Annotated in this window: 20 protein-coding genes; 16 read left to right on the forward strand and 4 right to left on the reverse strand. The window is 63.2% G+C overall.

The annotated features are described in order from the left end of the window. The 4 genes from NP945_RS18225 to NP945_RS18240 form a co-directional block, all read right to left on the reverse strand. Window positions 1–729 carry an ABC transporter ATP-binding protein gene (locus NP945_RS18225; protein WP_256747139.1) on the reverse strand — a complete coding sequence of 243 codons (729 nt, stop codon included), beginning with the start codon at window positions 727–729 and terminating at the stop codon, window positions 1–3. Then, window positions 726–1,550 carry an ABC transporter ATP-binding protein gene (locus NP945_RS18230; RefSeq protein WP_127317773.1) on the reverse strand — a complete coding sequence of 275 codons (825 nt, stop codon included), beginning with the start codon at window positions 1,548–1,550 and terminating at the stop codon, window positions 726–728. The genes NP945_RS18225 and NP945_RS18230 overlap by 4 nt, the downstream gene beginning before the upstream one ends. Before the next feature lie 70 nt (window positions 1,551–1,620). After that, on the reverse strand, window positions 1,621–2,919 hold the full coding sequence (locus NP945_RS18235) for an ABC transporter substrate-binding protein (protein WP_256747140.1): 1,299 nt from the start codon (window positions 2,917–2,919) through the stop codon (window positions 1,621–1,623). A gap of 55 nt (window positions 2,920–2,974) precedes the next feature. Continuing rightward, on the reverse strand, window positions 2,975–4,408 hold the full coding sequence (locus tag NP945_RS18240) for an amidase (RefSeq protein WP_256747141.1): 1,434 nt from the start codon (window positions 4,406–4,408) through the stop codon (window positions 2,975–2,977). 131 nt (window positions 4,409–4,539) lie between these two features. On the opposite strand from NP945_RS18240, the gene NP945_RS18245 reads away from it, so the two are divergent. The 16 genes from NP945_RS18245 to NP945_RS31855 all read left to right on the forward strand — a co-directional run bounded on the left by NP945_RS18245 (window position 4,540) and on the right by NP945_RS31855 (window position 25,223). Then, on the forward strand, window positions 4,540–5,508 hold the full coding sequence (locus NP945_RS18245; RefSeq protein WP_127317779.1) for a LysR family transcriptional regulator: 969 nt from the start codon (window positions 4,540–4,542) through the stop codon (window positions 5,506–5,508). A gap of 498 nt (window positions 5,509–6,006) precedes the next feature. After that, the gene (coxB, locus tag NP945_RS18250; RefSeq protein ID WP_236383171.1) at window positions 6,007–6,984 is read left to right on the forward strand and encodes a cytochrome c oxidase subunit II; all 978 of its coding nucleotides are present in this window, start codon (window positions 6,007–6,009) and stop codon (window positions 6,982–6,984) included. Continuing rightward, complete coding sequence (gene ctaD, locus NP945_RS18255; protein ID WP_256747142.1) at window positions 6,981–9,509, forward strand: cytochrome c oxidase subunit I; 2,529 nt, start codon at window positions 6,981–6,983, stop codon at window positions 9,507–9,509. The genes coxB and ctaD overlap by 4 nt, the downstream gene beginning before the upstream one ends. 7 nt (window positions 9,510–9,516) lie before the next feature. Further along, a complete protein-coding gene (locus NP945_RS18260; protein ID WP_236383169.1) occupies window positions 9,517–9,891 on the forward strand; it encodes a hypothetical protein in 375 nt (124 codons plus the stop codon). Then, the gene (locus NP945_RS18265; protein ID WP_256747143.1) at window positions 9,888–10,508 is read left to right on the forward strand and encodes a cytochrome c oxidase assembly protein; all 621 of its coding nucleotides are present in this window, start codon (window positions 9,888–9,890) and stop codon (window positions 10,506–10,508) included. Before NP945_RS18260 ends, NP945_RS18265 begins: the two co-directional genes overlap by 4 nt. Beyond that, window positions 10,508–11,590: a c-type cytochrome gene (locus NP945_RS18270; protein WP_256747144.1), complete on the forward strand. Its 1,083-nt coding sequence runs from the start codon at window positions 10,508–10,510 to the stop codon at window positions 11,588–11,590. The genes NP945_RS18265 and NP945_RS18270 overlap by 1 nt, the downstream gene beginning before the upstream one ends. A 38-nt stretch (window positions 11,591–11,628) precedes the next feature. After that, a complete protein-coding gene (locus NP945_RS18275) occupies window positions 11,629–12,963 on the forward strand; it encodes a sorbosone dehydrogenase family protein (RefSeq protein WP_256747145.1) in 1,335 nt (444 codons plus the stop codon). Between the two features lie 226 nt (window positions 12,964–13,189). Then, window positions 13,190–14,386 (forward strand): helix-turn-helix domain-containing protein, encoded by a 1,197-nt coding sequence (locus NP945_RS18280; RefSeq protein ID WP_236383165.1) that lies wholly within the window; start codon window positions 13,190–13,192, stop codon window positions 14,384–14,386. 103 nt (window positions 14,387–14,489) lie between these two features. Further along, the gene (locus NP945_RS18285) at window positions 14,490–16,517 is read left to right on the forward strand and encodes a hydantoinase/oxoprolinase family protein (RefSeq protein ID WP_256747146.1); all 2,028 of its coding nucleotides are present in this window, start codon (window positions 14,490–14,492) and stop codon (window positions 16,515–16,517) included. Between the two features lie 3 nt (window positions 16,518–16,520). Further along, window positions 16,521–18,488 (forward strand): hydantoinase B/oxoprolinase family protein, encoded by a 1,968-nt coding sequence (locus NP945_RS18290; protein ID WP_127380462.1) that lies wholly within the window; start codon window positions 16,521–16,523, stop codon window positions 18,486–18,488. A gap of 162 nt (window positions 18,489–18,650) precedes the next feature. Beyond that, window positions 18,651–19,502: a xanthine dehydrogenase family protein subunit M gene (locus tag NP945_RS18295; protein WP_256747147.1), complete on the forward strand. Its 852-nt coding sequence runs from the start codon at window positions 18,651–18,653 to the stop codon at window positions 19,500–19,502. Beyond that, window positions 19,499–19,996, forward strand: a complete 498-nt coding sequence (locus NP945_RS18300; protein WP_256747148.1) for a (2Fe-2S)-binding protein — start codon at window positions 19,499–19,501, stop codon at window positions 19,994–19,996. Before NP945_RS18295 ends, NP945_RS18300 begins: the two co-directional genes overlap by 4 nt. Then, window positions 19,989–22,337 carry a xanthine dehydrogenase family protein molybdopterin-binding subunit gene (locus tag NP945_RS18305; protein ID WP_256747149.1) on the forward strand — a complete coding sequence of 783 codons (2,349 nt, stop codon included), beginning with the start codon at window positions 19,989–19,991 and terminating at the stop codon, window positions 22,335–22,337. Before NP945_RS18300 ends, NP945_RS18305 begins: the two co-directional genes overlap by 8 nt. A 12-nt stretch (window positions 22,338–22,349) precedes the next feature. Further along, window positions 22,350–23,081, forward strand: coding sequence for a LamB/YcsF family protein (locus tag NP945_RS18310; RefSeq protein ID WP_256747150.1), 732 nt, complete (start codon window positions 22,350–22,352; stop codon window positions 23,079–23,081). Window positions 23,082–23,175: 94 nt separating this feature from the next. After that, window positions 23,176–24,558: an aspartate aminotransferase family protein gene (locus NP945_RS18315; RefSeq protein ID WP_256747151.1), complete on the forward strand. Its 1,383-nt coding sequence runs from the start codon at window positions 23,176–23,178 to the stop codon at window positions 24,556–24,558. Beyond that, window positions 24,555–25,223 (forward strand): nuclear transport factor 2 family protein, encoded by a 669-nt coding sequence (locus NP945_RS31855; RefSeq protein WP_306283214.1) that lies wholly within the window; start codon window positions 24,555–24,557, stop codon window positions 25,221–25,223. The genes NP945_RS18315 and NP945_RS31855 overlap by 4 nt, the downstream gene beginning before the upstream one ends. Window positions 25,224–25,227: the final 4 nt, after the last annotated feature.

Below are 25,227 nucleotides of genomic sequence, written 5' to 3' on the forward strand. Positions count from 1 at the left end.
TCAGCCTCCGAGATAGGTAGCGAGGAGTTCGTCGCGCGCCATCAGTTCGGCGGGCTTGCCTGACCAGACGATGGCGCCGTCGTCGAGCAGATGCAGGCGGTCGGCGAGGTCCTCGACCCGGGCCGGGTTCTCCTCCACCAGCAGGATCGTGCGCCCAGCCTTGCTCAGTTGCGAAATGACGTCGTAGACCTGATCGATGATCAGTGGCGCGAGGCCAAGCGACGGCTCGTCGATCAAAAGGATACGCCCGCCCATCATCAGGCCGCGGCCTATGCCGACCATGCGCCGTTCGCCGCCCGACAGGCTCGAGGCGATCTGGTTGCGACGGTCGGCAAGCTTCGGCAGAAGCGCGTAGACCTCGTCCAGCCGACGCGCGATCTCGGCCTTGTCCGGCGCGAGATAGCCGCCCATCAAAAGGTTTTCGAGCACGCTCATCTGCGCGAACAGCATATCGCCCTGCGGCACGTGGGCGACGCCCAGCATCGCCGTCTCATGCGGCTTGCCGGACAGGCGCCGGCCGGCGATGCTGATCTGACCACCGCGCAGCGGCACCAGGCCGGAAATGGTCTTGAGCAATGTCGACTTGCCATGGCCGTTCGGGCCGACGACGGTGACGAATTCACCGGCATGAACGGTCAGCGAAATGCCCTTGAGCACGTCGAGTCCGTCATAGCCGCAGACGATGCCGTCGAGTTGCAGGACAGGTGGTTTTGCGGCTGCGCCCGTCATGGCGTTCCCCCCACCGCCGGATTCGTCGCGGCAGCTTGCTCATCGAAGAATTTCTTCAGCCGTTTCTGCGTGCCCTGGCCGAGATAGGTTTCGACAACGGTCTGGTCCTCGGCGACCTTGTCCGGCCGGCCTTCGAATATCACCTTGCCATGGTGCATGATGATCACGCGGCTGGAGAGCGCCAGGAGAAAGCGCATGACGTGCTCGATCAGGACGATGGTCAGTCCCTGGTCGCGCAGTTTCAGCACCATCGCCATGATCTGGTCGATCTCGGCGACGTTGAGCCCGCCCACCGGCTCGTCGAGGAAGAGCATTTTCGGCCGGGTGGCGATGGCGCCGGCAATCATCAGCAGCTTGCGGTCGAGCACCGGCAGCCGCGCCACGGTCTCGTCGGCCTTGGCCGCAAGCCCGACGAAGTCCAGCGCTTCGATCGTTGCCTGCCGGACATCCTCGCCGAGGCGGAAGCCGGCCAGCCTTCGCCGCTGCCGGCCGAAATAGGCGGCGATCTCGATGTTTTCGCGAACGGTCAAGCTGTCGAAGGCGGCATTGAGCTGGAAGGTGCGGGCGATGCCGAGTTGGCAGATGCGGTCGGCCGGAAGCGCCGAAATGTCGGTGTCGCCGAAATGCACCCGGCCGCCACTGGCCGGCGTGATCCCGGTCACCACGTCGAAGAAAGTTGTCTTGCCGGCGCCGTTTGGCCCACCAATGCCAACGATCTCGCCCGCATTGACCACCATCGACACGCCGTCGACGGCGGCCAGCGAGCCGAACCGTTTGACCACACTGTCACAAACCAGCATCGGACCGGCGGCCTCAGTCATATTTCTCACCCAATGGAGCCGGTCGGGCAAACGGCCCGGCCGGTGTCGTTGGTTTCATTTCCGCGTCCGGTCACTTGATCCATGGCGGCAGGATGAAGCTGTCCGTGGCATAGAGCACCGGCGCGATCAGCTTCGGATCGGTTTTGTAATCCTGATGCTGCAGGAACTGGTGCGGCATGCCAAGCGACGGATCGGCTACCTGCGTAGGATAGCAGAAGGCCGATTGGCCGGCCGGATCGGCCCGGTAGGTGCCGTTGACCCCGCGATAGACCAGGCGCTTCATCGCATTGGCCACCTTGGTGGTCTGCGCCTTGTCCATCGGTTCGCCTGGACCACCGGCGATTGCCGCGGCAAGCGCCCACATCCACAGGCCGTCATAGGTCTGCGATCCCGTGATGTAGGCCGAGTTCGGACCGAATTTGGCCCGGTAGCTCTCGCGGAACGGCTTGGAGAAATCGTCCGGCAGGCAGCCGATCACCGTCGAATAGACGACGCCGTTGACCGCCTCGCCGCCGATCTCGCGGAAAGCCGGCAGCGATGGTCCGTACTGCATGTAGATCAGGCTGTTGATCGGCTCGGCGAGGAACTGGACCATGAACTGCGCCAGGTCCTGCGGCAGGAAGTGCGTGACCAGGATCGCCGCCGGCGGGTCCTGGCGGAGTTTCGCCAGCGTCGGTCCCCATTGGTTGGTCGGGAACGGAACGGTCTCGAACAGACTAACCTCGAAGCCGTATTCGGCGGCCTTGTCGCGGATCGCGTTGGCGATGACGATCGAATATTCGTTGGCAGACGGGATGATGGCGATCTTCTTGTTGGGCGCCTTCCATTTGCCGTCCGCGGCAAGCGTCTTGAGGAAGTTCAGGCAGCCCGGTCCATACCAGAACTCCGGCGGATCGCCCTGGAAGGAGCTGTAATAGCGGGCAGGGTCGGTCTTGAACTTCTCATTGTGCGAAATCAGCGTGTTGTAGTGCATCATGATGACGTCGTTGTCGGCGGCGACGTCCATCTCGATCATGTTGGTGCCGAGATTGTAGCCATTGATGATGACCGGCGCCTCGAAGCGGTCGATCAGGCGCTGCATCGACTGGCTGACGAGGTCGGCGCCCATTTCCTTGGTGTCTTCGATGTGGATCTCGAGAGGCCGGCCGAGAATGCCGCCCGCCGCATTGATCTCCTCGGCGGCAAGTTCGAGACCGTTCTTGAACTCGATGCCGTCGGCGGCGGCGATGCCGGACATCGGCAGGGCCGAGCCGACCGGAATGGGCTTGGTGTCCTGGGCGATCGCCGCAGTGTTCATATCGGCAAGAAGCGCGGCACCGGCCGCACCCGCGCCGACCGCGCCCTGCAGCATTGCACGTCTGTTCATCATGGCAAAGTTCCCCTTTTTTGGCGTTGGTTAGAGTCTTTTCTTCATGCGAAATCTTTCACACCAGATCTTTCTGGCGAAACGCGTGGGTCATGGGCACGAAAGCGGCTTCCAGGTCGGCTGCCGCCGAAAGCACGCGGGCATCGTCGCCGCGCGCGCCGATGATCTGGAAGCCGACGGGCAGGCCCGCCTCGGTCATGCCGCAAGGGATGACGCAGGCGGGTTGCTGGCTGAGATTGATCGGGTAGCTGAACGCCGCCCATTCGATCCATCGCGAGAGGCCGCTGCCCAGAGGCACTTCAAGGCCAACGTCGAAGGCTGGAATCGATGTCCCCGGCGAAACGATGAAATCATAGTCGTCCAGCAGCCGGTCCATGGCGGCGCCGAATTCGGCGCGCTCCAACTGTGCGGCGACGAGCGTATGGACGTCGAACGCCGCCCCAGCCTGTGCGATCTCCAGGAAGCCCGGATCGATGCCCGCCCGTTCGCTCGGCGGAACCAGCGCCAGCCGCGCCGCGGCGCCGGTGAACCAGTGATGCTGGAACAGATCGAGGAGATCGCCACCGGGAAGATCAATCGGCTCGACCGTCGCGCCGAAGGCGTCGAAACACGTCAAGGCGTGGGAGACGACGGCGGCGATCCCGGAATCCAGCGCTCCTGAAGGCGGCTTCGACCAGTAGCCGATCCGGGCGCCCCGCAAAACTTCTTCGATCCGGCCAAGCGGCGCCAGCGTTCCCACGCCTTGCTGCCAGTCGCTGATATCGCGGCCGGACATGGCGCCGGCCATGACGGAAAGATCGAGTGCTGTCCGCGCCATCGGTCCGATATGGGCGACGGTTCCGAACGCGCTGGACGGATAGGCGGGCACGCGGCCGAAGGTCGGCTTCAATCCGGCGATGCCGGTGAACGAGGCCGGAATGCGGATCGAGCCGCCGCCATCGGTACCGAGATGGAAGACGCCGGCGCCGGTGGCGGCGGCCACCGCCGCTCCGCCGGAGGAACCGCCGGGCGTCTTTTGCGCATTCCAGGGATTGCGCGTGATGCCGCAGAGGCCGCTGTCGGTAATCGCCTTCCAGCCGAATTCGGGCGTCGTCGTCTGTCCGATGAAGACGGTGCCGGCTCTGCGCAGCAGGGCAACGGCGGGGGCATCCTTGTCATAGGCGGCGGAAGTCGTCGTCCTGCTGCCGTAACGCACGCTCCAGCCCTCGACCCAGACGATGTCCTTCAGCGTCGTCGGTATGCCGTCGGCCGCCGACAGCGGCTCGCCTGCCCGCCATCGTTTCTCGGAAGCACCTGCGGCCTCGATCGCACCCTTGCGGTCGATCATGGTGAAAGCGTTGAAAAGCGGATTGATCGCTTCGGCGCGATCCAGCGCCGCCAGCGTCACCTCGACGGGCGACAGCGATCCAGCGCGGTAGGCGGCGCTAAGCTCCGCAGCAGCCAGGCGGCACAGATCATCGGCGTCGGCAATGGGAGACAGCCCATTCGGCATGCAGTTCGAACCCCTCACTTCATGGCCGCTCTTCCGGCAGCCTTGTCAGCCCAGGCAATCTGGCGGGTTTTTTCATCACCATAAAATGTATTGTTGTGGGGAATATTCGCTATTTAATGTAACAAAGAGCCATGAATCTGACCATTCGGCAATTGCGCTATGTCTGCGAAGTCGCCCGCCTTGGCAGCGTGCTGGCGGCCTCCAGATCGCTCTACATCTCGCAATCCTCCATCCTCGCGGCGATCACTCTGGCCGAGGCCGGGATGGGGGCGCGCATTTTCGACAGGCGGCCGGCGCGCGGCGTCTCCATCACGCCGGCCGGCCAACGCTTCGTCGCCGCCGCCCGCATCATGCTGGCGGCGGAGACGGAGTTCAACCGGTCGATCGGAGACCTCAACGGGCGCGTGCCGAAGGTCCTGCGCATCGGCTGCTTCGAGCCGTTCGGCGCGCTGTTCATGCCGGAGATGCTGCGCAGCTACCTCGACAACGTCGGCGATGTCGAGATCGACCTTGTCGAGGCCGACCAGGTCCAGTTGCAGGAACGGCTTGTCGCCGGCCAGATCGATCTGGCCATTCTCTACGACATCGGTCCAATCGGTATCGACAGCGTCACCCGCATCTGCAAGGTACCGGCGCATGCCGTGCTCAATGCAGACGATCCCCTTGCCGCGCGCGACGGCATCTGGCTGGCGGAACTGGCGGCACGGCCGCTGGTGCTGCTCGACCTGCCGCACACGGCGACCTATCTCCTGACCCTGTTCGACGTGCTGGCGAAACGACCGGAGGTGCGCTTTCGCACGCGCTCTTATGAAACGGTGCGCTCGGCCGTCGCATCCGGCTTCGGCATGGCCGTCCTCAACATGCGGCCGATCGGTCGCGCCACCGCCGATGGCGAGGAGATCGTTCGAAGACCAATCCTCGATGAACTGCCGCCACCCACGCTAATCGTCGCCGACATGTACGGGTCGGCAAAGCCACTCTTCGTGCGTGTCTTCATCGACATGTTCCATCGCTTTTTCAGCGCGGTGGGCCCTTCGGGCTTTTCGGTGACGACGCCGGAGCGCGAACCTTTTCTACTGGTCGCCAGGGACGATGGCTGAGCCGCCCCCCTGGCGTTGCGGACATTTACAGGACCGGCATTGCAACCGCGCCGGAGGCGCGGGTTCCTGATCGAGATGTTCGAGATCGACGGGCGGCTCGGCGACAACTCTTCGGTGCGCGCCCACGTTTCACCCAACACCAATGCTCGGTCGCCTGCTCGCAGGTTGGAGCGGAGACGGTACTTTTCGAGACGGCTTGGGCACGCCGTCGAACGCCGCAAAGTGCAAGAAATCGCTCGATTGGTCCCGATAGTTGGTGAACCTTAAAATAGGTGGCTGCCTGCTGAGACGTACAAAGGATCGCCGGAATCGAGCCTACCGGCGCGACAAATGACGAAACCGGCGCACAGATTGCATGAGCACTGGCCATTGCCGCTAAACTGAAATTTCGGCGCAACCACTCGGTTGCGGGCGCGTTTGTGAGCAAGGGCATCGATCGGAGGGATAGATTCGTCAACAGTTCCAAGCACAAGCGCCCGGATTACGAAACTCGCTGCGGTGCGCTGGCTCGCGCTGTGGTTATGCTTGGGAACCTGTTCCAGCTGCTCGGGGGCCCAGTCGGCGCTTGATCCGGCCGGAGAGGAAGCGCGCCAGATCGCTGACCTTTTCTGGCTCATGGCCATTGCTGGCGGTTTTATCTGGCTGACGGTCATCGGTCTTCTGGCCCACGCGACACGTCATGAGCGCACTCCCATAGACGAGCGTGTTGCAAGCCGGCTGATTTTCTGGGGCGGGGCAGCCATTCCTTCGCTACTCCTCTTTCTCTTGCTAGGCTATGCGCTTTGGTTGATGCCTGGACTGAGACCTTTCGCACGAGCCGGCGAAGCCAATGGTCTCAGGATCGAAGTGACCGGTGAGCAATTCTGGTGGCGGGTCGCCTACCACCCGGCTGACGGCGGAGTTCCTATTCTTTCCGCCAACGAGATCAGGCTGCCGGTTGGCGAGCGCGTCGAGTTCTTGCTGAAAAGCACCGACGTCATCCATTCCTTCTGGATTCCCGCGCTCGGTGGCAAGATGGACATGATCCCGGGTCGCGTGAATCGGCTCTCGTTGCTGGCGACCAAACCTGGCACCTACCGCGGCCCTTGCGCGGAATATTGCGGGACCTCGCACGCGCTGATGACCTTCACGGCCGTCGCCATGCAGCCCGCTGCCTTCCGGGAATGGCTGGCTGTGCGGGCGAACCCTTCGCCCGGCGCATCCTTGCCCGGACGCGACATATTCCTTCGCAACGGCTGCGGCGCGTGCCACCGCGTTGCGGGCACACAAGCTGAGGGTGGTGTCGGCCCGGATCTCTCGCATATGGGTTCGCGGGGAACGATTGGTGCCGGCGTATTGCCCACCGACGATGAGGCCGTTCGTAGCTTCATCGCCCATCCGCATTTGATCAAGCCGGGTTCGAAGATGCCCGACTTCAACATGCTGCCCCAACAGGACATCGCCGAAATCGCCGCCTGGCTGAAGGGGCTCGAATGACAACCCTCAAAGCCCGCATCAAGCGAAACGCCTTGCCCTCCGCAGAGAAGATCGAGGAAGAACAGCTGCGCCTCGTCTGGAAGACGCCGATCGGCTGGCGTTACTGGACTTCGGTCAACAATACGCAGGTTGGCCTCTGGTACGGGGGTGCGGCCTTTGCCTTCATGCTGTTTGGCGGCGTTCTGGCGCTTCTTGTGCGCACGCAACTCGCGGTTCCGGGAAACAATTTCCTCTCTGCCGACTTCTATAACCAGGCCTTTACGCTGCATGGCACCGTGATGATGTTCCTGTTTGCCGTGCCTATCTTCGAGGCCGTCGCCATCTTTCTGCTGCCGCCAATGCTCGGTGCGCGTGAACTGCCATTTCCCCGTCTCGGCGCCTTCGGCTTCTGGAGCTTTCTGATCGGCGGTGTCTTCGTTTGCGGTTCGATCTTCTTCGACGCCGCTCCCTCTTCAGGCTGGTTCATGTATCCGCCTCTTGCCACTGACAAGGCATATTCCGGCATTGGTGCCGACATCTGGCTGCTGGGCCTCTCCTTTATCGAAGTCGCCTCCATTGCTGCGGCGGTCGAACTGATCGTCGGCATCATGAAGTGCCGTGCGCCGGGCATGCGCATCAACCTAATGCCACTGTTCGCCTGGTACCTGCTGATCGTCGCGGGCATGATACTATTCGCTTTTCCGCCGCTGATCGCCGGCGACATCCTGTTTGAGATGCAGCGCATGTTCGACTGGCCGTTCTTCGACCCGACGCGGGGCGGCGACCCACTGCTGTGGCAACACCTGTTCTGGATCTTCGGGCACCCCGAGGTCTACATCATCTTCTTGCCCGCCATCGCGCTGATGGCGATGATCGTGCCAACCTTTTCGCAACGTCCGATCGTCGGCTATTCCTGGATCGTGCTTGCCGCTGTCGGCACCGGCTTCCTATCGTTCGGCCTCTGGATCCACCACATGTTCGCGACCGGCCTGCCGCAGATCTCGCTGGCATTCTTCTCGGCCGCCTCGGAAGCGGTCGCGATTCCAACCGGCGTGCAGATCTTCGTCTTCATCGCCACCATGCTGGCCGGACGTGTCATCTTCTCGGTGCCGATGCTGTTCGGCGCCGGCGGGCTCGCTATCTTCGTCATCGGCGGGCTGACCGGCGTGATGGTCGCGCTCGTGCCGTTCGACTGGCAGGCGCACGATACCTATTTTATCGTCGCACATCTGCATTACGTGCTGATCGGTGGAATGCTGTTCCCGCTGGTCGCCGGCGTTTACTATTATTACCCGCTGATCAATGCGCGGATGCTCTCGCCCCGTCTCGGGCGCACCGCCTTCTGGCTGATGTTTGCCGGCTTCAACGTCGCGTTCTTTCCGATGCATCTCAGCGGCCTGCGCGGGATGCCGCGCCGCGTCTTCACCTACCCCGAGGGGATCGGTTGGGACTGGCTGAATCTCATCTCCACGATCGGCGCCTATGTTTTCGCGGCAGGGGTGCTGGTGGTTGTCTTCGATGTTGTACGGCCGAAGCATCGCGAACCCCGCAGCGAGCAGAATCCGTGGAAGGCGGGCACGCTCGAATGGCTGAACGAGCCCGAGGAGAACTGGGGCGTTCGATCCATTCCGATCATCGAGAGCCGGTATCCGCTTTGGGACCAGGCGGATCTGATGCAAAAGGTCAATGAGGGCGCCTATTATCTTCGCAGTGCCAAGGAGAATCGCCGCGAGACGCTCATCACCTCGGTGCTCGACGCCCATCCGCTACAGTGCCAGCGCGTGGCGACATCAACCACGATCACAATAATCTCGGCCGCATTGCTCGGCGGCGTCTTCGTCGCGCTCACCTTCGAACTCTGGATCCTCGCCCTGTTGTCGGGCATCGGTACGCTCTCTGCCGTTCTGTGGTGGCTCTGGACCGGCACCGGCGAAACCCCGGAAAAGAAGACCAAGGATGTCGGCCTTGGATTGCGCTTGCCGCTCTATGCCTCCGGTCCGGATTCTGTTGGCTGGTGGGCGATGTTCATTACGATGGTTGGCGACGGAACTGCCTTCGCCAGCCTCATCTTCGGCTATTTCTTTTACTGGACCATCCATCCCGACTTCACTCTGGGGCAGCCGGGTCCCGGTATGCGGTGGCCGATGATCGCGCTGTCTCTCTTCGTCGCCGCATGGGTCGCGATGCTTGGTGCGCGCCGACTGAACGCAAGCGGGTGGATCGACGGCGCACGCGTTGCGCTTGTTGCCGCGTTTCTGCTGACGCTTGCTGCCTCTGCAGCCGGTTTTGCCGGACCCTGGCAGCATGACATGCAGCCGACCGCGCATGTCTATCCGGCGATCGTCTGGATTCTCGTCATCTGGGCGCTTGCTCATGCCGCGGTCGGATCCGTCATGCAGCTCTATTGCCTTGCGCGCAGCCTCGCCGGTCGCCTGACGCGGGAGCACGACATGGAACTGCACAACGTCGCGCTCTACTGGCATTTTATGGCGATCACCGCTGTCATCACCTTCGCCGTCATCGGTCTTTTCCCGGAAGCGATGTGAGACGGTGATGCGCATCATTCCCAAAGAGGTCGAAACGCTCTGGACGCTCTTCACCGCGCCCGTGATCTGGGCCGGACATTTCCTCGCCTGTTACGCACTGGCCGCAATCTGGTGTGCCAAGCGCGGTGACCTCGGTTTCGCTGTCGTCCAGGCTGGCATAGTGGCTATGACGCTGGGGGCACTCGCGATGATCGTCTTGTCCGGGTGGCTCGCCTGGAGGCAGTGGGGCTTCGGCACGAACGACCCGCCGCACGACGATCCCACAGCGACGGACCGCAACCTCTTCCAGGGGTTTGCCACGCTACTGCTTTGCGGCCTGAGCTTCGTCGCCGTGCTTTACGTGGCGCTGCCGCTGCTCTTCATCGACGGATGCTCCTCATGAGGACGGCAAGCCTGTTGCTGGGCTTCGTCACCCTCGCGCTGGTCTGGGCGGGACCGCTGCTCGATGCGTGGCGTGGCTCGTTCGCGGCTCACATGCTTGTCCACATGGGCGTCGTCGCGATCGCGGCGCCGCTGATAGCAATCGGTATTGCCAGGACGATACGCTCCGTGGCCACCGCCGCTCCCCTTATCGCCTCTCTCGTCGAACTGATTGTCGTCTGGGGCTGGCATGCGCCGGCTGCGCGCCAGTGGGCCGAGACATCGACCATCGCCACCATGATCGAGCAGGTGTCCTTCCTTGGCGCCGGGCTGTTCCTGTGGCTGACGTGCATGGCGCCGCGCAATGCCGATGCGCCGGCTAGGGACGCTGCCGGCGCCTTCGCGTTGCTCCTGACCTCCATCCACATGACGTTGCTTGGCGCGCTGCTCTCGCTCGCCTCGCGACCGCTCTATGGCCTCGGCGAAGTGACGTGCTTCGGCCTCGTGCTCGGGGCGGGGCAGGACCAGGCGCTCGGCGGCATCATCATGTTGATGATCGGCGCTGCCGTTTACCTCGCTGGAGGCGTCTTCCTGCTTGCCAGGCTCCTAGGCGGCAAAACCGAGAGGCTGGCTGGCTGATGCACGTCAACTGGAAACACTTGGCGAGAGGCCTGGCGGTTTTACCCGTCGCGGTGCTTTTCGCGACCTGGATCGGCTTCTTCAACGTTGGCGCCTCGACCGGCCACTGGAAGGTGACCGAGTGGTTCCTGCACTTCGCCATGCGCTCGGCCGTACGGACATACGCACTCACGGTCAAGGTGCCGGACGAGCTGCCGCGCTACGCTATTCAGCCGGCTGCCGGCCATTTCGCCCGCGGCTGCGCCATCTGCCACGGCGCGCCCGGCGAACCGCGCTCGCCCGCCGTCCTTGCGATGCTGCCGCAGCCGCCGGACCTTGTCGGCAAGGTTGGCGAATGGACGAACGCCGAACTCTTCCGCATCGTCCAGCACGGCGTGCGCTTCACCGGCATGCCGGCCTGGCCGACGCAGCAGCGCGACGATGAAGTCTGGGCGATGGTCGCCTTCCTGCGCGAACTGCCGACGCTGGACGAGGCGCGGTGGCGCGACCTTGCTTATGGCAGTAGCGAACCGTCGACTGGCCAAACACAAGGCCTCGAACGCGCACTCGCCGACTGTACCCGCTGCCACGGCACGGACGGGCTCGGCCGGAGCCCCGCAACGCCCGTCTTGGCCTCTCAGCGCGAAACCTATCTTCTTGAAAGTTTGAGAGCCTACGCTGCCGGCCACCGCCAGAGCGGTGTCATGGGAATTTCTGTCACCGCTGTCGACCCTGCACTCCTCGCCGATCTCGCGCGGCATTTTTCCGCGCTGCCTGCGCCTGCAACGTCGACGCAACCGGACCGTGCCCGGATCGCGCGTGCAGATGAGATCGCGCGACGCGGCATCCCGGAGCGCGACGTTCCGGCATGCCTGGGTTGCCACGGTCGTCCGGACCGCAACCCCATCTATCCGGAACTGTCCGGACAGCCCGCCAAATACATTGCGACCCAGCTCGAGCTTTTCCGGGAGGAAAAGCGCGGCGGCACGCGCTTCGCCCATCTGATGCGCAACGCTGCTAAAAACCTCTCGGACGAAGATATTGCCGCACTGGCCGCCTATTTCGCGCAAATGTCGCGTGCCGCCGCAACCGGAACGCCCTGATGGCGTTACGTCACTGTCCCAATCCTCGGGAATATCCAATGCGAAAAATTCTGGGCGTCTTACTCGTCATTGTCGCCTTCGTCGTAATCGCGGGGGCGGGCTTGTTCTTCTTCTCGCGCGAACAGGCCACCGTTCCGATCGAGCAGACCTACGGTCCAAACCCGACGCTTGCCGAACCCAATCCGACCTGGATACCCACTGTCCACGTTGCCGAGGCGACCCCTTGGCCCCAAGGCAAGATGCCGGTCGCCGCCAAAGGCTTCGCCGTCAACGAATTCGCTGGCGGCCTCGACCATCCGCGCTGGCTGCACGTGCTGCCCAATGGCGACGTGCTGGTCGCCGAAAGCAATGCGCCGCCAAAACCTGACGAAGGTTTTTCCATACGTGGCTGGTTCATGAAACTGTTCCAGAGCCGGGCTGGCGCCGAGGTGCGGAGCGCCAACCGTATCTCGTTGTTACGCGACGAGAACGGCGATGGCGTGGCTGAGACCAGGACAGTCCTCCTCAGCAGCCTCTTCTCGCCCTTCGGCATGACGCTGCTCGACGGCAAGCTCTATGTCGCCAATGCCGACGCGGTCGTCGCTTTCCCCTATCGCGATGGCGCCACCGAGATCACTGCTCCGTCCGAGAAGATCGTCGAGCTTCCAGCCGGCCGCAATCACCATTGGACCAAGGACGTCATTGCCAGTCCGGACGGAACGAAGCTCTATGCCACCGTGGGCTCCAACTCCAATGTCGGCGAAAATGGCATGGAGGAGGAAGAAGGCCGCGCCGCCGTGCACGAAATCGACCTCGCGACGCGGCAGACGCGGCTCTTTGCGTCGGGTCTGCGCAACCCGAACGGCCTGTCCTGGAACCCTGAAAGCGGGGAACTCTGGGCGGTCGTCAACGAGCGGGACGAGATCGGCAGCGACCTCGTTCCCGACTACATGACATCGGTCAGGGATGGCGCCTTCTACGGCTGGCCCTACAGCTATTTCGGCCAACACATCGATGTCAGGGCGGAGCCACCGCGTCCGGACCTCGTTGGCAAGGCGATCGTGCCCGACTACGCACTCGGGGCGCACACCGGGTCGCTTGGGCTCACCTTCAACACCGCCGACCTGTTCGGCCCGCACATGAAGAATGGCGCCTTTGTCGGCCAGCATGGTTCATGGAATCGCATGCCGCGAAGCGGCTACAAGGTGATCTTCGTGCCGTTTGCCGACGGCAAGCCGTCGGGGCCGCCGCAGGACGTGCTTACCGGATTTCTGAGCAACGATGACAAGGCATTCGGCCGTCCGGTCGGCGTCGCCATCGACCGAACTGGCGCATTGCTGATCGCGGATGATGTGGGCAACAAGATTTGGCGGGTGATCCCGGCGGCCGACTAGGCCGCCGCATTGCTTCGCGCGTGGAAGGGTTTGGGCTCATGCCAAAACGACCGAGGAGCCGAGCGGATCGGCGCCATTTTTGGCGGAACAGGGTTTCTCGGCCGCGGGCTCGTGCAAAGTTGCCTGGCGAAGAAGTTTCGGATGCGCGCTGTGTCCCGCCATCCTCATCGCGCGAAACCAAACACGGCGACGACCGCGCCTAAGGTGCACGAGCCGGTCGAGGCCGATGTATGGTTCCAATTTGGCTTGCGGTTTGCGCGCCCAAGGCTGGTTTGATCAACTGCACACCAGGACCGTGACGATAACTGAAACCGTCGCGAGCTCCGGCTCTTGGGCCAACGGCCACATAAGTTTATTCGTTTTTGACCAATACGCGCCGGCGGATTCCTGTAATCTTCAGAAAAACACCGGGCTAACCGGGGCCAACCAGAAAGGTCGGGGAATGAAATACGTCGTCGATACGATCGGCGGTCCCACAGGCGGTGATGCCTGGCAAGCCGCTGTTACCGAAGCCTATTTTCCGCTCGACACCGAGTATCGGAACCGTCGTGAATTTTCGGGCACGCTGGAAACCTTCTCGCTTGGGCTCGTCAGCGTGTCTAAAATGCGCTGCGATGCCGTAAGCTATCGCCGCCATCGCCGCCACTTCCTCAACGAACGTGACGCCAGCCTGCTCATCACCATCCCGGAGATGTCGGAGGTGAATTTCTCGCAAGGGTCGAGGACCGTCAATTGCGGTCCGGGGGGCTTCCTCGTTGAGAGGGGAGACGCGCCTTACGAATTCTGGCACGGCAAGCCAAACGCGCTGTGGGTCCTGAAGGTGCCATCGTCGAGCGTTCGGGCGCGGATCGGGTCTGCCGAACGGCTCAGTGCGCTCAGTTTCGACGCGACCCAGGGCGTCGCCGCGCTCTTCCTCGACACGGTGCGAACCACGATCGGCCATGTCGATGAGATCACTGAAGTCGCTCGTGAGATGATGGGCAGGCACATCCTGGAAATGCTGTGCCTGTCGATCGTGAGCGACGATCGCGTGCTGGACAGCAGCATCTCGTCGATCCGGGCCGGCCATTTGCATCGTGCCGAGCAGTATATTCGCGACAATCTGAAGAATTCCGGCCTCGGCCCGCAGGCGGTGGCCGATGCCTGCGGGATTTCCCTGCGTTACCTGCAGGTTCTTTTTCAGGACAGCAACCAGTCGATCAACGGCTTCATCCGCGACGCCCGGCTTGAACTTTGCGCCGAGGAACTGATGTCGGTGACCAACATCAGCAGCGTTGCCGAGATTGCTTACCGCTGGGGCTTTGCCGACCAGTCTCAATTCTGCAAGCATTACCGGACGCGGTTCGGTTGCGCACCGACCGATACCCGTCGCGAAGCAGCGAACCGGGCAGGCCGCGCTTCGACCTCAAGAGAGCGGCACTAGACCCGGCGAAATCCGGGCCAATTCCATAATCTATTGCGACGCCGCCCCGGCAAGGGCGGCGAAAGCCGGGCCTTGCCCGCAAATATCCCGCGAAGGAACTGTCATGAGCAGAATAAGAGTTGCCGTCGATGTCGGAGGGACTTTCACCGACATCTGCATCATGGACGAAGACAGCGGCGCGATCCGCATCGAGAAGACCGCCTCCACGCCTGACGATCCCATGCAGGCGATCATGAATGGCGTGGAGCAGGGCCGCATCGATCTTTCGGAGGTGACGCTGTTCTCTCATGGTACGACGGTCGCCACCAATGCGCTGATCACCCGCCGCCTGCCACGCACCGCAATGGTCTGCACCGAGGGTTTCCGTGATGTTGTCGAGATCCGCCGCGCCAACAAGGAAGACCTCTGGGACACCTACAAGGATGTCGCCAAGCCGTATATCCCGCGCCGCGACCGGCTGACAGTCCGGGAACGGGTCAGTGCCGAGGGCACGATCCTGGAAGCACTGGACGAAGAGGCCGCTCATCGCGTCGCGGAAATTCTCGTCAAACGGCAGGTCAAGTCCATCGCCGTCTGCTTCATGAACTCCTATGTCAACGGCGCCAATGAGCGCCGCATGCGTGAGATTCTGAAGGAGGCCATGCCGGATCTGCCGGTCTCGATCTCCTCGGAGGTGATGCCGGAAATCTTCGAGCACGAACGTTTTTCCACCACCATGGCCAACGCCGTCTGCGCCCCGGTCGTCGTCGATTACGTGTCGCGTCTCGGAGAAAAGCTTGCCGCCGCCGGATACAAACGAGATCTCCTGTTGCTGCACAGCGGTGGCGGGGTCATGACGCCCGCGAGCGTCAGGGATTTCTCGGCCCGGCTCGCGGGATCCGGCATCGCCGCCGGCGCGATCGCAAGCCGCTTCATCGGAAATCTCTGTGGCTTCCCGAACTCGATCGGCTTCGACATGGGCGGCACCAGCACCGACGTCTCGCTCGCATGGAACGGGGAGTCGCGCATCACAAAAGACTGGTACATCGAATTCGGATATCCGATCCGCTTCCCCTCCATCGAGGTGCTGACCATAGGTGCTGGCGGCGGGTCGTTGGCATGGCAGGACGAGGGCGGCAGCTTGCGCAACGGACCGCAGTCCGCCGGCGCCTTTCCGGGCCCGGCCTGCTACAAGAATGGCAACCGCACCGCCACCAACACCGATGCCAATGTCGTGCTCGGTCGTCTCGGCACCAGCCTTGCGGGCGGCAAGATCACGCTCGACCCCGCTCTGGCCACCCGAGCGGTTCAGGAGACGGTGGCGGAACCCTTCGGCATGGAACTCCACCAGGCGGCCGAGGCGATCATCGCCGTCGCCAACGCCAATATGGGCAATGCCGTCCGGCTTCTCTCCATCAGCCGAGGCTATGACCCGCGCGACTTTGCACTGGTCGCATTCGGCGGTGCTGGCGCTTTGCACGGAGCGGCCGTGGCCAAGGAGCTGTCGATTCCAACCGTGATCGTACCGCCCAATCCCGGCGTCACCTCCGCGCTCGGTTGCCTTCTCGTCGACGTGCAGCATGATTTCTCCGAAAGCTTCATGGCCGATGCTTCGACGGTCTCGCCCGCCGAGATGCAGACGGCCTTTGTTCTGATGGAAGAACAGGCCGTTGAGCGCCTGACCCATGAGGGCGTGGCGCGCGAAGACATGGCGCTGCAGCGTACGGTCGAGATGATGTACCAGGGCCAGTGGCGCTCGCTCGCGGTGTCAGCCCCGGCGCGGATCGAGAGCATCTGCTCGCTGATCGAGGCATTCCACAACGAACACGAACGCGAGTTCAACTACCGCCGCGAAGAGGCGCCGGTGTCGATCTTCCGCATCGCGGTCAAGGCGATCGGCATCGTCCCGAAAGCCGAGATACCGCGGCATGAAGTCTTGCCTCATGTGCCCGAGCCCCTCGGCCGCCGCGGCGTCTGGTTCGACGGCGTATCTCATGACGCGGCTGTCTATGAACGCGACCAACTCAGCGCCGGCGCTGCCTTTGCGGGACCGGCCATCGTCGAACAGTTCGATTCCACCACCGTGGTCCCGCCGGGAATGAGCGCGACTGTCGACGGCTTCCTGAACATTCTCATCGTGACGAAAGGCTGAGACATGACAAAGCTGATTGAAACGAGCCCTGGCCTCGATCCGGTAACGTTCGAGGTGCTGAAGAACTCCTTCATCACCACCGTCGACCAGATGGCCGAACAGATGCTTCGCACCTGCTATTCCTTCGTCATCTACAACCGAGACTTTTCGAACGCCCTGCACGACGCCGATGGCAACTCCGTCGCCCAGGGCAACTACGACATCGCGGTCCATGTCGGCACACTGCACAACACGTGCAAGGAGGTGATCCGGGTCTTCGAAGGCGATATGGCACCCGGTGACGTCTACGCAATCAACGATCCCTATGCCGGCGGTACGCATTTCAGCGATGTTAGGCTCGTCCGGCCGATCTTCGATGAAGACAAACTGATCGGCTTCTCCCAGTCGAACGGCCACTGGTCGGATCTCGGCGGCTCGGTGCCGGGTTCCTTCGACGTCACCGCCCGCGACATGTTCCGCGAAGGCCTGCGGATCACGCCGTTGCGCCTTTTCCAGCGCGGCCGCTTCTGCTCCGACGTCGCCAACATGATCGCGGCCAACACGCGCGATCCCGCATCGATCATTGGCGACATCCATTCCCAGGCGCAGGCGACGCAGGCCGCCGAGCGCGAACTGTTGCGGCTGGTCAAGAAGTACGGACGCGGCCAGGTCATGCGCGGGATGGAGGAGGTTCAGGACTACGTCGAACGTGCCGTGCGAAAGCGTCTCGCGGAGTTGCCCGACGGCACCTGGGAGACGGTCGACTACATCGACCGGGATCTCGGTGCCGGCGAAGGCATGATCCCGATCCGCATCAAGATGACGATCAAGGGCGACACGATCCACTACGATTTTACGGGAAGCCATTCGACCATTGCCTCGATGTACAATTCCGCCCCGGGCGCGACCTTCTCGGCCGTGGTCGCCGGCATGAAGACCTTCTTTCCGGACCTCCCGCTCAACAGCGGGTTTTACCGGATGATCGAGGTAACCGCGCCAAAGAACAGCATCGTCAGCGCGGAATGGCCGGTGGCGGTGACCGGGTTCCTGATGCCGTTCGAAAAGATCATGAACGCGATCTTCGAGATGTGGTCGAAGATCATGCCCGAACGCGCTATCGCCTGCGCCTTCAACCTCGAATATCTGCTGGCCGGGGGACGGGACGCGCGCAAACCCGAAAAGCCGATCTTCATGTTCTACGAATGGCTGCCCGGCGGTTGGGGCGGGCGCAACGGCAAGGATGGTGCCGATGTCACCACCGCCTGCTTCGGAACCGGGCTGATGTCGCAGCCGAACGAAGGCAACGAGCGGGTGAATCCCACTCGGACACTCGAGTTCCAGATCAAGCAGGATTCAGCCGGGCCCGGCAAATGGCGGGGCGGCGTCGGCGTGCAGAAGACTTCGTTGCTGCTTGAGGCTGAAAATGCCGTCATGTCCTATATTTGCGACCGCGAGCGCGCTGTCGTCTGGGGTGTCGAAGGAGGCCTGCCGTCGATGCCCCACGGCTTGACCATGAAGCGCGCCGGAGAAGAGACCGAGATTTGGCTCGGCTCCGTATTCTCCGATTACTCCGTCCACACAGGCGACCAGTTCGCTCGTCCGACGGCCGGCGGCGGCGGTTTCGGCGATCCATTGGAGCGCGAGCCCCGCAAGGTGATGGAGGACGTGATCGACGACTACGTTTCCCTGGAGCGCGCCAGGACTGATTACGGCGTGGTGATCCGCGAAATCGACCGCGACCTGTGCCAGTACGAAATCGACGGGACAGCAACCGAAGCCTGCCGTGCCGACATCCGGGCGAAACGGAAGGACTGGGCACGCATGGATCCCGAGGAGGTCGCGCGCAAATACCGCTCCGGCGAGATCGATACGCTCGATGCGGTTCGGCACTATGCCGTGATCCTCGACTGGGAGACTGGCGAGCTGCTCCCCAAAACCACCGCCCAGTTCCGGGAAAGTTTTGAGAAACGGACCGTCGCCCACTGGGTCTGAGCACTAACGAGCGCGCCGCAATCTTGCGGGCGCTCGCGGGATGCCCGAGTTATCTGTTTTTTCGATACGATATTCAAAGAATTACTATTTCACAGGAGCCTAAAGCTGGAGCAACAATGCTGCAGCGCCGCGAAAGTTGGCTGCTTCCGAGGGGTATGACAGATGGCACCAAGCGTGGAACGATCGTTCACCGCAGCCAGCACGATTGAAGAGGCAATGGCCGCACGCCGACAAGGCGCGGCGGTGCTTGCCGGCGGCACCTGGATGATGCGTGATCCACGGCGCGGGGTCGATCTTCCCGAGGCGTTGGTCGCACTCCACCGAATACCCGCCTTGTCCAAGGTCGAAATCGCACCGGACCATGTCGTGATCGGCGCAGCCGTTAGCCATGCAGTCCTTGGCCGCGCGTTGCACGGGGCGGTGGGCTTCGAAGGTCTGGTTGCCGCGGCGGAGACTGCGGCCAATCCCGGCATCCGAAGGGTCGCCACCGTGGGCGGCAACCTTTGTGCCCTGGACTTTGCCGCCGCCGATCTCCCCCCTGCGCTTCTCGTCTGTGAGGCGACGGTGGAACTGGAGACGTTCGAAGGCCCAAAACTCATCGGTATTTCGGATTTCCTCAAAGACAGGCACGCGCTGCTGGCCGAAGCGATTGTGACGAGAATTCATCTGCGCCGCGACCTTGTCGCCAGTGCTCATATCCGCCTGCCGCTTCGGAAAGCCGGCGACTATCCGGTCGCCATCGTCTCGCTTGCGGTAGACAAGGACAAACGATGTCGCATCGCCGTCGGCTCGGTGGAGCCGGTAGCGCGGCGCTGGACGGCGCTCGAACAGGCCATGGCGGCGGACTCTGCCTCTGCGTTCGATCCGGAACGCACCGCCGAGCTTGCGCTGGAGCACAATGATTTTCAGGGCCGCGACGGCAAGGAAGCGGAGGGTTGGTACCGGCGCCAGGTTCTTGCGCCGCTGGTCAAGCGCGGTGTTGCCGCACTTCTCAAGACCGGGCGCCTGGTATGACCGTGATATTCCAACTGAATGGCGAGGACTGCCGCTTTGATGGCGATCCGATGACGCCGCTCGTCGACATCCTGCGGCAGGAACGATTCCTGACGGGGACCAAAGCCGTGTGCCGCGAAGGCTTCTGCGGCGCGTGCACCGTGCATGTTGACGATGAGGCGGTGCCGTCCTGCCTGAAGCCGATTGGCCTGGTCCAGGGATGCGCGGTGACGACCATCGAGGGATTGAGTTACGGAAACCAGGCGCTGCACCCGCTCCAGGCCAATTTCGAGGCCGCCGATGCCGTGCAATGCGGCATGTGTTTCCCGGGAATGGTCATGAGCCTTTCGGCGTTCGTGCGTGACAATCCGCATGCGAGCCGTCCCGAAATCAAGGCGGCGATGGTCGGCAACATCTGCCGCTGCACCGGATATGAGCGGATCGTCGACGCCGTGGCCGACTGCCTCGACCAAGCGCGGAAGGCTGGCCAGTCGGTGGGAGGCATCCATGTCTGAGCTGTCCGCCACCGTGATGAATCTTCCCCGCCGGGATGCGCAGGACAAGCTGCGCGGGCGCACGAAATACACCAACGACCGGGTTCGCCCCGACATGTTGCATGCCGTGCTGCTGCGGTCGACCGTTCCCGCTGGGCGTATCCGCAAGCTCGATGTTTCGGCGGCACTTCGCTGTCCTGGTGTGCGCGCGGTGGCGACCGGCGCCGACGCGCCAGGGCTCTACGGCATCGGCATTGCCGACCATCCGCTCCTGGCCATCGACACCATCCGCTATCATGGCGAGCCAATCGCCGTCGTCGCCGCCGAAACGGAGAAGCAGGCGCGGGCGGCGCTTGCTGTCATCGTGCTCGAGGTCGAGCCGATGGCACCGGTGTCCACCATGGCCGAAGCGCTCCAGCCCGCCGCCCGTCTCGTTCACGAGGGCTGGCGCGGCTATGAGGTGATCACCGAGGGCGGTGCACGTGCCGGCAACATCGCATGGGAGGCAAAATCCAGCCGCGGTGACGTCGATGCGGCCTTCGCCCGTCCCGACATACGCATTGTCGAGAGCAGCTTTACCGTCGGCCGGCAGAGCCATGTGCCCTTCGAACCGCGCGTTGCCATCGGCTCCTGGGAGGACGGTCGTGCTCACATCCAGACCTCGACGCAGGTGCCTTGGACCGTGCGCAACGTCACCGGAAGGGTCATGCAGCTTGCGCCCGGGCGCGTGCGGGTCACCGTGCCGCCTGTCGGCGGCGGGTTCGGCCTGAAATTCGATGCGTCCATCGAGCCGATCACGGCACTTCTGGCGCGGATGACCGGGCGCACGGTGGTCTTGGAAAACACCCGGCAGGAAGAGATGGCAACCTGCCTTTGCCGCGAGAATGCGGAAATCCGCATTCGCTCCGCGGTCACCGCCGAAGGATACATCGCCGGGCGCGAGGCGGTCGTGCTGATGGATTGCGGTGCGTATGGCGGCGAACAGGTTTTTCTGACGACGATGACGGCGCACACGCTGGGCGGCAATTACAGGGTCGGCGCGATGCGGCTCGTCAGCCGCGCCGTGTACACCAACACACCGCCCAACGGCGCTTTCCGAGCTTGCAACGGCGTCTACAACACATTCGCATTGGAGCGGCACACCGACGAAATCTGCGATGCGCTAGGCTTCGACCCAATGGAGTTCCGGAAGAAAAACGTCCTGGGAGATGGCGATCTCGGTGCCACGGGCCAGGTTTTCGAGGCCGACGTGCTGGGTCCGATGCTCGATCGCATGGAGGCGTTACGCGCCAGTACCGGTACATCAGAGGCCGAGGCCGACGGCAGGCTCTATGGAATTGCGACCACGGTCGGCACATGGTTCGTTTTCGTCGGGCCTTCGGCGGCGACGGTGAATTTGAACGCCGACGGTAGCGCAACGCTGGTCACCTCGGGTGTGGAGATCGGATCGGGCACGATGGTGCAATCCCTGCCGCAAATCGTGGCCGGGCAACTCGGCCTCGCTCCCGACCAGGTGATCGTGCGCGAAGCCGATACGGATGCCGCCGGTCTCGATGTCGGCGTTGGCGGTGGGCGCACCACCGTCTCCATCGGTGCGGCAAGTGTGGCTGCCTGCGCGGAAGTGCGGGAGAAGCTGCTGCGGACCGCCGGTGAGATGCTCCAGACCCGACCGGAAGACTTGGTGCTGCGGGATGGTCGTGTCGAGATCACGGGACGTCCCGGTTCCGGCATGTCGATCCCCGCTGTCGTCGCCCATGCGCAGGCAACCACCGGCCCGGTCACCGGAAGCGGAGCTTTTACCGCCAGGAACACTCCGGCAATGTCCGGCTGCGCGATGGGGCACTTCATCGATGCACTCGACATCCCCGTCTTCGTCGTTCACGAGGCCGAGGTGGCGGTTGATCCGGATACCGGTCATGTCGAGGTGCTGGCCTATCGCGTGGTGCAGGATGTCGGCCGCGCACTCAACCCGCGCGCGGTCATGGGCCAGATACAGGGTGGTGTCGTGCAGGGTCTCGGCTACGCCCTGCATGAGGAGGTGACGTTCACCGCTGACGGACGCATCGCGCAGGACGATTTCGAGACCTATCGCCTGCCGCTGGCGCAGGACGTGGTTCCGGTCGCCGCCGACCTCTACGAGGGCGCACCGTCGATCGGGCCTCTAGGCACCAAGGGCGCGGGCGAGGTCCCGATCCTGGCCGTGGGCGCGGCGATCGGCTGCGCTGTGGCACGCGCTATCGGCAAGCCGGTGCGGCAGCTACCACTGACGCCGCCGCGCGTGCTTCGACTGCTGCACGAGCGCGAACCGCCGCCGGAATTCCCGCACATCGCCCCCGGCTGGGCGTCGAACACTCTGGGCTGAGGCAAGCAAACCATGGTCACCCTGAACTGCGACATGGGGGAAAGTTACGGCAACTGGCGTTTCGGCGACGATGCTGGCATCATGCCTCACATCGATTGCGCCAACATCGCATGCGGCTTCCACGCCTCCGATCCATGGACGATGCTGAAGACCGTGCGGCTCGCGCTTTCGCACGGAAAGAAGGTTGGCGCGCATCCGTCCCTTCCCGATCGCGAGGGATTCGGCCGGCGCGAGATGAAACTTCAACCGGAGGAACTGACAGCCGCCTTCCTCTACCAGATCGGTGCGCTGACAGGAATGCTGGCCACCGAGGGCGGGCAGCTCAGCCATGTCAAGCCGCATGGCATCATCTACGGCATGGCCGCGTACGACATGGACACTGCCCAGGCAATTGCCGCGGCGGTCAAGCCGTTCGGCGTCCCGCTCTTCGGCCTGGCGGGAACCTGTCACGAGACGGCGGCAGCCGAGCTCGGCGTTGCCTTCGTGGGCGAGTTCTTTCCCGATCTTGCCTACGCTCCCGGCGGCAGCCTGATCATCCCGCGCGTCCAGTCGGCCATCGACCTGACGCTTGCCGAGCATCGCATGGTGGGGGCGCTTACCCGACGCGAACTCGTCACGACAGACGGTACGATCCGCCCGGTCGACTTCGACACCGTCTGCATCCACTCCGATCCTCCGAATGCGCGCGACGTCGCCGCGCTGATGCGGCGGATCATCGACACCCATTCCAACAGCCTGCCATGATTCGTTTCCCGAATCGTGAAAGCTCCACGCATGGGATCGAGGACTATCTCGAACTCACCGCCCGAACCATTTCCCCAAGCCGCTGAGGACTTCCATGGATGCGCTTTCCAACTCTCTCGCCGCCGCCGACATCGCCACCTCCATGCACCCCTACACAAACCTGCGTCAGCACGAAGAAACCGGGCCGCTGATCATCAGCCGCGGCGACGGCATCCGTGTGTATGACGAACGCGGCAAGGAATACATCGAAGGGCTCGCCGGGCTGTGGTCAGTGGGCGTCGGCTTTTCGGAAAAGCGGTTGGCCGATGCTGCCTATCAGCAAATGCTGAAGCTGCCCTACTATCACACCTTCTCCTCCAAGGCGCATGAACCGTCCATCCGGCTCGCGGAGAAACTCGTGGAGATGACGCCGGAAAACCTGACGCGTGTCTTCTTCACGTCGTCGGGCTCGGAAGCCAACGACACCATCGTCAAGATGATGTGGTTCATGAACAACGCGCTGGGCCGGCCAAAAAAGAAGAAATTCCTGGCACGGACCAAGGGCTACCACGGCATCACCGTCGCCTCCGGTAGCCTGACAGGCCTGCCGGTCAACCATCGCGACTTCGATCTGCCGGCGATTCCCGTTCGCCACCTGACCTGCCCGCACTTCTATCGCTTCGGCATGGAAGGCGAAGACGAAGCCGCCTTCACGGCGCGCCTGCTCGCCGAGCTGGAAGCGGTGATCGCGGAAGAAGGGGCTGACACCATCGCAGCCTTCATAGGCGAGCCGCTCATGGCAGCCGGGGGCGTTCTGCCACCGCCGGTCGGGTACTGGGAAGGCGTGGAGAAAATCTGCCGGGCAAATGATATCATTCTGATAGCAGACGAGGTGATCTGTGGTTTCGGGCGGCTTGGTACGCCCTTCGGCGCTCAGAAATACGGCTTCACGCCTGATATCATGACGGTCTCCAAGCAAATCACGTCGTCTTATATGCCGCTTGCCGCCGTCATTTTCTCCGATGCGATCTATCAAGCGATCGCCGACAACACCGCAACGATCGGCAATTTCGGCCACGGCTTCACTGCGTCGGGTCATCCGGTCGCGACGGCGGTGGGTCTCGAAAACCTCGCCATCTTCGAGGAGCGGGACTTGATCGGAAACGCGGCCCGCCTTGAGACGTCGTTCCAGGCCGGCATCCGCTCATTCGCCGATCACCCGCTTGTCGGCGAAGCGCGGGGCACCGGTCTTATCGGCGCCGTGGAGCTGGTGGCAGACAAGGCGACGAAACGCCCTTTCGCCAAGGTTGGGCGCGCAGGGAGTATCGCAGCAGGGATCGGCCACGAGGAAGGCCTCATCTTCCGCGCCATCGGCGATCAGCTCGCGCTCTGCCCGCCGATGATCTCGACAGAAGACGATGTGAAGGAAATCATGACGCGCATGGGCCGGACGCTTGAGCGCCTGACCGGTGCGGTTGCCAAGGAGGGGCTTGAATGACCCGCATGAAAGCCGAACCGGTTGTTCATATCGACGACGAACGCTTTCGGGTCACCGAATGGCGCTTTGCCACCGGGGCCGAGACCGGCTGGCACATCCACGGACATGACTACGTCATCGTGCCGCTTACGGACGGCAAGCTCGGTCTCGAAGGCCCGGACGGCGCGCAGTCGCAAGCCGCTCTCACCCAAGGTGTGCCCTATTCGCGGCGGACGGGTGTGGCCCACAACGTCATCAATGCCGGCGATGCGCCGCTCGCCTTTCTGGAGGTCGAGGTCGTTGAGGCTGGCGACCTCGCAGCCAGGCGGCTCGCCGTGCTCGACCGGTTCCTCGCGGCATGGAACGCCCGCGATGTGGGCGCGCTGATGGACTGCATGGCTGAGAATTGCGCTTTCCACGGCTCGGCTGGACCCGATGCCGAAGGCCGCAAGCATGTGGGGCGTGACGCCGTGCGCGCCGCCTATGCAGCGCTGTTCGATGCCTTCCCGAAAGCCGCGTGGACCAAGGGAAGGCACGTCGTGACGGGCGACACCGGACTTTCATCATGGCGCTTCGTCGGCACCACGGCAGCGGGGCAGCAAATCGAAGTCGACGGCTGCGATATCTTCGCTTTCTCGGGGGAACTCATAGCGCTCAAGGATTCCTACCGCAAAGCGCGAGGGTAGCGAA

The organism is Mesorhizobium sp. LMG17149 (genome assembly GCF_024518695.1).
Taxonomy (GTDB): Bacteria; Pseudomonadota; Alphaproteobacteria; order Rhizobiales; family Rhizobiaceae; genus Mesorhizobium.